Origin of the sequence: Pseudomonas sp. RIT411 (assembly GCF_003057735.2) — a bacterium.
Classification (GTDB): Bacteria; Pseudomonadota; Gammaproteobacteria; order Pseudomonadales; family Pseudomonadaceae; genus Chryseomonas; species Chryseomonas oryzihabitans.
In genome coordinates, this window is record NZ_QBIZ02000027.1 from 39,773 (window position 1) to 50,490 (window position 10,718).

At 66.2% G+C, this 10,718-nt stretch carries 10 protein-coding genes; 8 read left to right on the plus strand and 2 right to left on the minus strand.

Annotation, left to right across the window (positions count from 1 at the left end; translation table 11 throughout):
* The first annotated feature begins 2 nt into the window (after nt 1-2).
* The 5 genes from DBY63_RS23435 (at nt 3) to arfB (ending at nt 3,100) form a co-directional block, all read left to right on the plus strand.
* Nucleotides 3-539, plus strand: a complete 537-nt coding sequence (locus DBY63_RS23435) for a DUF2059 domain-containing protein (RefSeq protein WP_037006907.1) — start codon at nt 3-5, stop codon at nt 537-539.
* A gap of 122 nt (nt 540-661) precedes the next feature.
* Nucleotides 662-973, plus strand: coding sequence for a BolA family protein (locus tag DBY63_RS23440; protein ID WP_007162358.1), 312 nt, complete (start codon nt 662-664; stop codon nt 971-973).
* 123 nt (nt 974-1,096) lie between these two features.
* Nucleotides 1,097-2,050 (plus strand): rhodanese-related sulfurtransferase, encoded by a 954-nt coding sequence (locus tag DBY63_RS23445; protein WP_108582957.1) that lies wholly within the window; start codon nt 1,097-1,099, stop codon nt 2,048-2,050.
* Between the two features lies 1 nt (nt 2,051).
* On the plus strand, nt 2,052-2,687 hold the full coding sequence (locus DBY63_RS23450) for a DsbA family protein (RefSeq protein WP_044342612.1): 636 nt from the start codon (nt 2,052-2,054) through the stop codon (nt 2,685-2,687).
* Nucleotides 2,688-2,689: 2 nt separating this feature from the next.
* On the plus strand, nt 2,690-3,100 hold the full coding sequence (arfB, locus tag DBY63_RS23455) for an alternative ribosome rescue aminoacyl-tRNA hydrolase ArfB (protein ID WP_039976309.1): 411 nt from the start codon (nt 2,690-2,692) through the stop codon (nt 3,098-3,100).
* A gap of 18 nt (nt 3,101-3,118) precedes the next feature.
* Here arfB and DBY63_RS23460 read toward each other — a convergent pair whose 3' ends face one another.
* Both DBY63_RS23460 and DBY63_RS23465 read right to left on the minus strand, forming a co-directional pair.
* Nucleotides 3,119-3,964: a universal stress protein gene (locus DBY63_RS23460; protein WP_027598385.1), complete on the minus strand. Its 846-nt coding sequence runs from the start codon at nt 3,962-3,964 to the stop codon at nt 3,119-3,121.
* Nucleotides 3,965-4,024: 60 nt separating this feature from the next.
* Complete coding sequence (locus tag DBY63_RS23465; RefSeq protein ID WP_108582958.1) at nt 4,025-5,485, minus strand: SulP family inorganic anion transporter; 1,461 nt, start codon at nt 5,483-5,485, stop codon at nt 4,025-4,027.
* Nucleotides 5,486-5,944: 459 nt separating this feature from the next.
* Between DBY63_RS23465 and fdnG the strand changes: the two genes are divergently transcribed.
* The 3 genes from fdnG to DBY63_RS23485 are packed head-to-tail and all read left to right on the plus strand — an operon-like array spanning nt 5,945 to nt 10,654.
* The gene (gene fdnG, locus DBY63_RS23475; protein ID WP_139346960.1) at nt 5,945-9,025 is read left to right on the plus strand and encodes a formate dehydrogenase-N subunit alpha; all 3,081 of its coding nucleotides are present in this window, start codon (nt 5,945-5,947) and stop codon (nt 9,023-9,025) included.
* Entirely contained in the window at nt 9,025-9,984 is a 960-nt protein-coding gene (gene fdxH / locus DBY63_RS23480; protein WP_027601448.1) for a formate dehydrogenase subunit beta, read from the plus strand. The genes fdnG and fdxH overlap by 1 nt, the downstream gene beginning before the upstream one ends.
* Nucleotides 9,985-10,030: 46 nt before the next feature.
* The gene (locus tag DBY63_RS23485; RefSeq protein ID WP_007162369.1) at nt 10,031-10,654 is read left to right on the plus strand and encodes a formate dehydrogenase subunit gamma; all 624 of its coding nucleotides are present in this window, start codon (nt 10,031-10,033) and stop codon (nt 10,652-10,654) included.
* Nucleotides 10,655-10,718: the final 64 nt, after the last annotated feature.

The following is a 10,718-nucleotide window of genomic DNA, read 5'->3' on the forward strand; positions in this document are numbered from 1 at the left end:
CCATGAAGAAGACCCTCCGTACGCTTGGCGCCGTCGTTGTGCTCGCCAGCGCCAGCAGCTTCGCCCTGGCCGATGCCAAGAGCCACGCGGCCGACGCGGAGCGCTTTCTCAAGCTGGCCAACGCCGACAAGCTGACCACGCCGGTCTATGCCCAGGTCCAGCAACTCTTCGCCCAGCACTTCGAGCAGGCCAAGGCGCCGGCCAAGAAGGCCGTGCTGGAAAGCTACACCGCCCGCGCCAACCAGGCGCTGGACAGCACCATCGGCTGGGAAAAGATCAAGCCCGAGATGGTCAAGCTGTATACCGACAACTTCACCGAAGACGAGCTGGAAGGCCTGATCAAGTTCTACCAGTCCGATCTGGGCAAGAAGATGATCGCCACCCTGCCGCGCCTGTCGGCGCAGTCCGCCCAGCTGACCCAGGCCAAGCTGGAGCAGGCGGTACCCAAGGTCAACGGCATCCTCGCCGAGATGGACAAGGAGCTGGGCGTGAAGCCGCCGGCCGGTGCCGAGAACGCGCCGCCGCCCGCCAAGCGCTGATTCCCGCCGTTGCCACGAAGCCCGGACCCGTTCCGGGCTTTGTCGTTTGTGGGCCGACCGGAGCGATTCCGGGCGGGCCGCCAGCCCGTTAGAATGCGGGTTCTTACAGTCGAGGTATCCCCATGAGCATGCGCGAACGTATCCAGTCCAGCCTGGGCCTGTTGCAACCCGAGCACCTGGAGGTGCTGGACGAAAGCCACATGCACAGTCGCGGCCAGGAGACCCACTACAAGGCGGTGGTGGTCAGCCCGCACTTCGCCGGTCTCAACGCGGTGAAGCGCCACCAGAAGGTCTACGGCACCCTGGGCGAACTCATGGGCCAGTTCCATGCCCTGGCGCTGCACACCTACACCCCGGAAGAGTGGGCGGCCCAGGGGCAGGCACCGGATTCGCCCACCTGCCGCGGCGGCAGCAAGCACGACCTGGCGGGTTGAGTCCCGCCAGCCCTGTTCAGCGATAGCCTGTATTGGTTAAAATTTGATCGGCGCCGGCATCCTTGCCGGCGTTTTCGTCTAACCGGTCCGCCCTTTGCGAGGGCGACCCCTGGGAACCCGAAGATGACCGACAAGATTGTCGTGGCGGCCTTGTACAAGTTCGTCACCCTGGACGACTACGTCCAATTGCGTGAACCCCTGTTGCAGACCCTCTTGGCGAACGACGTCAAGGGCACCCTGCTGCTGGCCGAGGAAGGCATCAACGGTACCGTCTCCGGCAGCCGCGAAGGCATCGATGCGGTACTGGCCTGGCTGCGCGCCGATCCGCGCCTGGTCGACATCGACCACAAGGAATCCTACTGCGCCGAGCAGCCCTTCTATCGCACCAAGGTCAAGCTGAAGAAGGAAATCGTCACCCTGGGCGTGCCTGGCGTCGATCCCAACCGCCGCGTGGGGACCTATGTCGAGCCTCGGGACTGGAATGCCCTGGTCGACGATCCCGAGGTGCTGGTGATCGATACCCGCAACGACTACGAGGTGGGCATCGGCAGCTTCAAGGGCGCCATCGATCCCAAGACCAAGAGCTTCCGCGATTTCCCGGCCTATATCCGCGAGCACTTCGATCCGGCCCGGCACCGGAAGGTCGCCATGTTCTGCACCGGCGGCATCCGCTGCGAGAAGGCGTCGAGCTTCATGCTGCAGGAGGGCTTTCCCGAGGTCTTCCACCTCAAGGGCGGCATCCTCAAGTACCTCGAAGAGGTGCCCGCGGCCGAGTCGCGCTGGGAGGGCGAGTGCTTCGTCTTCGACAACCGGGTGACCGTGACCCATGACCTCGCCGAAGGGGTCTACGACCAGTGCCATGCCTGCCGCACGCCGGTCTCGCCGGAAGACATGCAGTCGCCGCACTACCGCCCCGGCATCAGCTGCCCGCACTGCTGGGATTCGCTGTCGGAAAAGACCCGCGCCGGCGCTCGCGAGCGGCAGAAGCAGATCGAACTGGCGCGTCTGCGCAACGAACCCCACCCCATCGGCCGCGATCCGCGGCTCAACGCCACGCCCAGCCTCGAGGAGGTCTAGGATGACCGGTCGCCTGCTCTATGTGATGGACCCCATGTGCTCCTGGTGCTGGGGCTTCGCCCCGGTGGTCGAGCGCCTGGCCGAGCGGGCGGCTGCCCAGAACATCCCCCTGCAGCTGGTGGTCGGCGGCCTGCGCCGCGAGCGGGTGGCCCAGGACACCGCCAGCCGGGTGCGCACCCTGGCCTACTGGCAGGCGGTACAGGAGACCACCGGCCAGCCCTTCGCCCTCGACCAGGGCCCGCCGGAGGGCCTGGTGTACGACACCGAGCCGGCCTGCCGCGCCCTGGTCGCCGCGCGCCAACTCGACGAGGAGGCCGTCTGGCCGCTGGCCAAGCGCATCCAGCGGGCCTTCTATGTCGAAGCCCGCGACGTCACCCAGCCGGCGCTGCTGGTGGAACTGGCCGAGGCCTGTGGCCTGCCGCGCATCGAATTCGCCCCGCTGTTCGACGGTGAGGCGGCGCACCTGGCCACCCAGGCCGACTTCGACTGGGCACTCAATCTGGGCATCGCCGGTTTCCCCACGCTGCTGGCCGAGCGGGACGGCCAGCTGGCGCTGATCACCAACGGCTACCAGCCGCTGGACGAACTGGAGCCGCTGCTGGACGCCTGGCTCAGCCGCGGCGCGCAGCCGGCGTGACCCTGGTCATCGACGAGCGTCTGACGCTGCCGGAGCAGGAAATCCAGCTCACCGCGGTGCGCGCCCAGGGCGCGGGTGGCCAGAACGTCAACAAGGTCTCCAGCGCCGTCCACCTGAGATTCGACATCCAGGCCTCGTCGCTGCCGGAAGCGCTCAAGGCGCGCCTGCTGGCCTTGCGCGATGGGCGCATTAGCCGCGACGGCGTGGTGGTGATCAAGGCGCAGCAATACCGCACCCAGGAGCAGAATCGCGCCGATGCCCTGGAGCGCCTGGCCGCGCTGATCGCCGCCGCCAACGTCCAGGAAAAGCCACGGCGACCCACCAAGCCCACCTACGGCTCCAAGCAGCGCCGCCTGGAAGGCAAGTCGCGTCGCAGCGGCCTCAAGGCCAGTCGCGGACGGGTGGATTTCTAGGGTGCGCGCGAGCCTTAACTAGCGCACCACGATCAGCGCGCTGCCGGCGGCTTCCAGCATGTTGCGGGTGTTGCTGCCCATGAAGAAGTGGCGCAGGCGGGAGTGGCCGAAGGCGCCCATCACCACCAGCTCGAGACCGTGCTGCTTACGATAACGCTCCAGGCCCAGCTCCACGTCGCCGTCGGTGATGGCGGTGGTGACCGTGCGGCCCCGGGCTCTGAGTTCGTCGGCGGCGCGAGCGAGGGCGACGCGGCGTTCTTCGCGGTCGCGGCCGACGGTCACCAGGTGGCAGGCCAGGCCGTCGAACAGTCGGCAGTTGGCCACCCAGGTCACCGCCTTGCGGGCGCTGCTGCTGTCGTCATAGGCCAGCAGCACGCCGTCGGGTTTGACGAACAGGTGGCCGGCCACCAGCAGCGGGCGGTGCAGGAGGCGGATGGCGCTCTCCAGATGGCGACCGATCAGCCGCTTGGGCGGGCTGTCCTCGCCCTGGCGGCCCAGCACGATGAGGTCGAAATCCTCCTGCAGACTCTCCAGCGAACCTATCAGGTCACCGTGCTGCAGCACGGCGCCGGCGCAGCGGGCCTGCTGCTCCTCTACCCGCAACTGGGCGGCATCGAGCAGCAGCCGCCCCTGGTCTTCGGCGAGATTGCCGCGCTGGGCGTCCAGGGCGGCCAGCTCGGTGAGCAGGTGTTCGCGGTTGACCAGCAGCGGCGGCGTGGCCTGGCCCGGCCGCGGGAAGCGGCGCTGATCCAGTACATGCAGCAGGGTGAGCGGGGCATCCAGGGCGAGGCCCGCCCAGGCGGCGAAGTCGCAGACGGCGGCGCTGACGGCCGAGCCGTCGAGGCAGGCAAGGATCTTGGACATGGCCGCGGATCTCCGGGAGCAGGACATTGCTGGGAAAGACCCGGCGGCGCCGTCCGGGGTTCAATCGCCGAGGGCGAGGTCGTCCGTCACCCCGCCGCGACGCAGCAGCTGCTTGCAGCGTTGCGACAGGTGCAGCACCCGCACCCGCTTGCCGGCCTTGGCATAGCGTTCGTGCAGGGTATGCAGCGCCGCCACCGCGGAGTAGTCGACGAAACTCAGGTGGCGGCAGTCCACCACGACCTTCGCGGGATCGCCGGCCGGATCGAACTGGTTGAGAAAGGTGGCGGTGGAGGCGAAGAACAGGGTGCCGTGCACCTGGTACCTCTTGCTGCCGTCCGCCTCCAGGTGGCTGTCGGCATAGAGCCGGCGGGCGTGCTGCCAGGCGAAGTTGAGCGCGGCCAGGACGATGCCGCAGAGCACCGCGGTGGCGAGATCGGCGAAGACGGTGATCACGGTGACGGCGACGATCATCAGCATGTCGCTGCGCGGTACCCGGTGCAGCACCCGCAGCGAGGCCCAGGCAAAGGTCTGCTGGGCGACCACGAACATGGTGCCGACCAGCGCCGCCAGGGGAATGCGCTCGATCAGCGGCGAGAGAAACAGCACGAAGAGCAGCATCAGCACGCCGGCGACCACCCCTGACAGCCGGCCACGGCCACCCGAACTCAGATTGATCATGGTCTGGCCGATCATGGCGCAACCGCCCATGCCGCCGAACAGCCCCGAGGCCAGGTTGGCCGCGCCGAGCGCCACGCACTCGCGATTGGGGCGGCCGCGGCTCTCGGTGATCTCGTCGGTGAGATTCAGCGTCAGCAGGGTCTCCAGCAGGCCGACCAGGGCCATCAGCACCGCATAGGGCAGGATGATCTGCAGGGTTTCCAGACTCCAGGGGATGTCGGGCAGCGCCAGCCGCGGCAGGCCGCCGGCGATATGGGCCATGTCGCCCAGGGTACGGGTCGGCAGGTCGAGGAAGTGCACCGCCAGGCCGACGCCGAGGATGGCTGCCAGGGCCGGCGGCACGGCGCGGGTCAGGCGCGGCAGGAGCCAGATGATGGCCATGGTCGCTGCGGTCAGGCCGATCATCAGATACAGCGGGGTACCGCTGAGCCAGGTCTGGCCCTGCTTGAAGTGCTCCAGCTGGGCCAGGGCGATGACGATGGCCAGGCCGTTGACGAACCCCAGCATGACCGGGTGCGGCACCATACGGATCAGCTTGCCCAGGCGCAGGAGACCGAAGCCGATCATCAGCAGGCCGCCGAGCACCACCGTGGCCAGCAGGTACTGCACGCCGTGCTGCACCACCAGGGCGATGATGACCACCGCCATGGAGCCGGCGGCGCCGGAGACCATGCCGGGGCGGCCACCGAAGAGGGCGGTGAGGGTACAGATGAAGAAGGCGCCATAGAGCCCCATCAGCGGGTTGAGATGGGCGACCAGGGCGAAGGCGATGCACTCGGGCACCAGGGCAAAGGACGTGGTGAGACCGGCCAGGATGTCGGCGCGGGGAGAGACACTTTTCATGGCGTATCCAGAACGGGCGATGGCGCGGCGGGGCGCGATCGCGGAGAGACGACAGGGCAGCAAGACACGGGCAGCCGCCGCAGGGGCGGTTACCGGGGGAGGGGTGGTGCTATGGCGGCGTCGGCAGGCGCTTGGACATGGTGAAGGGGTCCGAGGCATCGCGAGGAAAGTTAGCGAGCTTAGCATGACTTTCCGGCGCTGCCGAATCGACAGGATCAGCGGACCGCTCTACCGGACGCCTTTCGCCAGGCCCTGACCTTGCACATCCGCTGGATAAGCAGTCGCGATCCGCTGCCCACTCGCCACCCCGTTCGTCAGACCGCGGCGGATCAGGAGACGGAAGGCCGACTTCCATTGATCGGCGACAACAGCGAAGCGCTCGATAAGCCAAACGGTTGAGTTACTCTCTGTGCAGGGTCCGGCTACGCACCGGACCCAGCCTGAACGAGGATAAGAACCGTGGATATGAACCGTCGGCAATTCTTCAAGGTCGCTGGAGTCGGCCTTGCGGGATCCAGCCTGGCGGCGTTAGGCATGGCTCCCACAGCCGCCTTTGCCGACCAGGTGCGCCATTTCAAACTGGCGCACACCGTGGAAACCCGTAACACCTGTCCCTACTGTTCGGTCGGCTGCGGCCTGATCATGTACAGCATGGGCGACCGGGCCAAGAACGTGGCCCAGAACATCATTCACATCGAGGGCGACGCCGACCACCCGGTCAATCGCGGCACCCTCTGCCCGAAGGGCGCTGGCCTGCTGGATTTCATCCACAGCCCCAATCGCCTCAAGTACCCCGAAGTCCGCAAGCCCGGCAGCAACGAGTGGACCCGCATCAGCTGGGACGAGGCGCTCGGGCGCATCGCCACCCTGATGAAGGAAGACCGCGATGCCAACTTCATCGCCACCAACGACAAGGGCCAGACGGTCAATCGCTGGCTGACCACGGGCTTTCTGGCCGCCTCGGCGTCCTCCAATGAAACCGGTTATCTGACGCACAAGATCGCACGGAGTCTGGGCCTGCTGGCCTTCGACAATCAGGCGCGCGTCTGACACGGCCCGACGGTGGCAGGTCTTGCCCCGACGTTTGGCCGTGGTGCGATGACGAATCATTGGAGCGACATCAAGAACGCCAATCTCGTCCTCATCATGGGCGGCAATGCCGCTGAAGCCCATCCATGCGGCTTCAAATGGGTCACCGAAGCCAAGGCGCACAACAACGCCCGGCTGATCGTGGTCGATCCGCGTTTCACCCGTTCCGCCTCGGTGGCGGATTACTACGCGCCGATCCGCACCGGCAGCGACATCGCCTTCCTGGGCGGGCTGATCAATTACCTGATCACGAACGACAAGATCCAGCAGGAGTACGTCCGCAACTACACCGACGCCGGCTTCCTGGTGAAGGAAGGCTTCACCTTCGAGGACGGCCTGTACAACGGCTACGATGCGGAGAAGCGCACCTACACCGACAAGGTGAACTGGGGCTATCAGATCGGCGACGACGGCTTCGTCAAGATCGATCCGACCCTGCAGGATCCGCGCTGCGTCTTCCAGCTGATGAAGCAGCACTACAGCCGTTACACCCTGGAGGTGGCCAGCCAGACCTGCGGCACGCCGCCCGAGGCGATCCAGAAGGTCTGGGCGGAAATCGCCGAGACCTCGGCGCCCGGTCGCGTCATGACCATCCTCTATGCCCTGGGCTGGACCCAGCACTCCATCGGCGCGCAGATCATCCGCTGCGGTGCCATGGTGCAACTGCTGCTGGGCAACATCGGCATGCCCGGTGGCGGCATGAACGCCCTGCGCGGTCACTCCAATATCCAGGGCCTCACCGACCTGGGCCTGCTGTCGATCCAACTGCCCGGCTACCTGACCATCGGCGGTGACGGCGAGCAGGACTACAACGCCTTCATCACCAAGCGCGCCAGCAAGCCGCTGCGCCCGGGGCAACTGAGCTACTGGCAGAACTACGGCAAGTTTCACGTCAGCCTGATGAAGGCCTGGTACGGCGACAAGGCCACCAAGGACAACGACTGGTGCTACCACTGGTTGCCCAAGGTCGATGTCACCGGCGCCGGCTACGACGTCCTGCGCTACTTCGACATGATGGGCAAGGGCCAGGTCAACGGCTATGTCTGCCAGGGCTTCAACCCCATCGCCGCCTTCCCCAACAAGGCCAAGGTGATGCGCGGGCTGTCCAAGCTCAAGTGGCTGGTGATCATGGACCCCCTGGCCACCGAAACCTCCGAGTTCTGGCGCAACCACGGCGATCACAACGATGTGAACACCGCGGAGATCCAGACCGAGGTGTTCCGCCTGCCCACCACCTGCTTCGCCGAGGAAGACGGCTCCCTGGTCAACTCCAGCCGCTGGCTGCAGTGGCACTACAAGGGCGCCGAGGCACCCGGCGAAGGGCGCAGCGACATCGCCATCATGTCCGAGCTGTTCCTCAAGCTGCGCGAGGCCTATGCCAGGGAGGGCGGGGCCTTCCCCGATCCCATCCTGGGGCTGTCCTGGCCCTACGCCAAGCCCGAGGAGCCGGCACCGGAAGAACTCGCCAAGGAGTTCAACGGCTACGCCGTCACCGATGTGCTGGATGCCAAGGGCGCGGTCTCGGCCAAGGCCGGCCAGCAACTCGCCGGTTTCGGCCAGTTGATGGACGATGGCAGCACGGCCTCGGGTTGCTGGATCTTCTGCGGGTCCTGGACCGAGCAGGGCAACCAGATGGCGCGGCGCGACAACAGCGATCCCTTCCACATGGGGCAGACCCTGGGCTGGGCCTGGTCGTGGCCGAACAACAGACGCATCCTCTACAACCGCGCTTCCTCGGATCTCCAGGGCAAGCCCTGGGACCCGAGCAAGAAGCTGGTGTGGTGGAACGACAAGGCGCAGAAGTGGGGCGGTACCGACGTGCCCGACTACAAGATCGACGCCAAGCCGGCCGATGGCATGAGTCCCTTCATCATGAACCCCGAAGGGGTGGCGCGCTTCTTCGCCCTGGACAAGATGGCTGAAGGGCCCTTCCCGGAGCACTACGAGCCGTTCGAGACCCCCATCGGCGTCAACCCGCTGCACCCCAACAACCGCAAGGCCCTCAACAGCCCGGCGGCGCGGGTGCTCAAGGACGACTGGGCGGACTTCGGTGATCGCAAGGATTTCCCCTATGCGGCCACCACCTACCGCCTGACCGAGCACTTCCACTACTGGAGCAAGCACTGCCGCCTCAACGCCATCATCCAGCCGGAGCAATTCGTCGAGATCGGCGAGGTGCTGGCCAAGCAGAAGGGCATCGCCGCCGGCGATCTGGTGCGCGTCACCTCCAAGCGCGGCCACATCGTCTGCAAGGCGGTGGTGACCAAGCGCATTCGCCCGCTGCAGGTCAACGGCGAGACGGTGCACCACGTCGGCATCCCCATCCACTGGGGCTTCTCCGGCGTGGCGCGGATGGGCTATCTGGCCAACACCCTGACCCCCTTCGTGGGTGACGGGAACACCCAGACACCCGAGTTCAAGTCGTTCCTCGTCAACGTGGAGAAAGCGTGATGGCCAGTCAGGATATCTATGCCCGCTCCGCGACCACCACGGCCTACACCTCGGTGCGCACCCAGGCGGAAGTGGCCAAGCTGATCGACGTGTCCAAGTGCATCGGTTGCAAGGCCTGCCAGGTCGCCTGCTCGGAATGGAACGAGTTGCGCGACGAGGTGGGCCATACCCATGGCACCTACGACAACCCGGCGGACCTCACCGCGGACTCCTGGACGCTGATGCGCTTCACTGAGCACGAGGACGAGGCCGGCAAACTGGAGTGGCTGATCCGCAAGGACGGCTGCATGCACTGCGCCGAGCCGGGTTGCCTCAAGGCCTGTCCGAGTCCGGGGGCCATCGTCAAGTACGCCAACGGCATCGTCGACTTCAACCAGGACCACTGCATCGGTTGCGGCTACTGCATCGCCGGTTGTCCCTTCGATATCCCGCGGATCTCGAAGAAGGACAACAAGGCCTACAAGTGCTCGCTGTGTTCGGACCGGGTCGGGGTCGGCTTGGAGCCGGCCTGCGTGAAGACCTGCCCGACCGGCGCCATCACCTTCGGCACCAAGGACGCCATGAAGGAGCACGCCGCCGAGCGCATCGTCGATCTAAAGAGCCGCGGCTACGAGAACGCCGGTCTGTACGACCCGGCTGGGGTAGGGGGCACCCACGTCATGTACGTGCTGCACCATGCCGACCAGCCGCAGCTGTACAACCACCTGCCCAAGGACCCGACCATCAGCCCCACGGTGGGCCTGTGGAAGGGCTTCACCAAGCCCCTGGCGCTGTTCGCCATGGGCGCGGCGGTGCTGGCCGGCTTCTTCCACTACGTGCGTGTCGGCCCCAACCGGACCGACGACGACGACGAGGTGGTCGAGGCGCCGCCCCGTCCCGAGGGCGATGCGCCCAGGGGCGAGGTCAAGCAGCTGAGTCCGTCCGTGCAGATCTTCGATCCGCACGACAAGCAGCCCTAGCAGGGGTACGCCCCCGGCTTGGCCGGGGGCGTCCTGGGAGATCGAGATGAAACCTGAAATCCAGCGTTACAACGCCAACGAGCGGACCAACCACTGGATCGTGGCGATCCTGTTCTTCATGGCCGGGCTGTCGGGACTGGCGCTGTTCCATCCCGCGCTGTTCTGGCTTTCGAACCTGTTCGGCGGCGGCACCTGGACGCGCATCCTGCACCCCTTCATGGGTGTGGCGATGTTCGTGTTCTTCGCCTTTCTGGTGATCCGCTTCTGGCGGCACAACAAGATCGGTCGCGAGGACGCCCAGTGGCTCAAGCAGATCAACGACGTCCTGAACAACCGCGAGGAAAAGCTGCCGCCGATCGACAAGTACAACCCCGGGCAGAAGATCCTGTTCTGGGTGCTGCTGGCCTGCATGCTGGTGCTGCTGGTCAGCGGCGTGGTCATCTGGCGGCAGTACTTCGCCCACCTGTTCCCCATCCCGGTGATCCGCCTGGGCGCCCTGGCCCATGCCGTCGCCGCCTTCGTGCTGGTACTGTCGATCATCGTGCACATCTATGCCGGGATCTGGATCAAGGGTTCGGTGACCGCGATGATGACCGGCTGGGTGAGCCGGGCCTGGGCGAAGAAGCACCACTCGCTGTGGTACGAGAAGGTCACCCGCGAGAAGAAGTGAGCCCTTTGCTGTTGGGCTTCGCTGCGCTCAACCCCACCTACCGGATGAGGTGCGCGGCATTTTG

Bases quoted from the DNA above. Each gene is read 5' to 3' on its own strand.
- DBY63_RS23435 (WP_037006907.1), top strand. From the start codon at position 3: ATGAAGAAGACCCTCCGTACGCTTGGCGCCGTCGTTGTGCTCGCCAGC.
- DBY63_RS23440 (WP_007162358.1), top strand. From the start codon at position 662: ATGAGCATGCGCGAACGTATCCAGTCCAGCCTGGGCCTGTTGCAACCC.
- DBY63_RS23445 (WP_108582957.1), top strand. From the start codon at position 1,097: ATGACCGACAAGATTGTCGTGGCGGCCTTGTACAAGTTCGTCACCCTG.
- DBY63_RS23450 (WP_044342612.1), top strand. From the start codon at position 2,052: ATGACCGGTCGCCTGCTCTATGTGATGGACCCCATGTGCTCCTGGTGC.
- DBY63_RS23460 (WP_027598385.1), bottom strand. From the start codon at position 3,964: ATGTCCAAGATCCTTGCCTGCCTCGACGGCTCGGCCGTCAGCGCCGCC.
- DBY63_RS23465 (WP_108582958.1), bottom strand. From the start codon at position 5,485: ATGAAAAGTGTCTCTCCCCGCGCCGACATCCTGGCCGGTCTCACCACG.
- fdxH (WP_027601448.1), top strand. From the start codon at position 9,025: ATGGCCAGTCAGGATATCTATGCCCGCTCCGCGACCACCACGGCCTAC.
- DBY63_RS23485 (WP_007162369.1), top strand. From the start codon at position 10,031: ATGAAACCTGAAATCCAGCGTTACAACGCCAACGAGCGGACCAACCAC.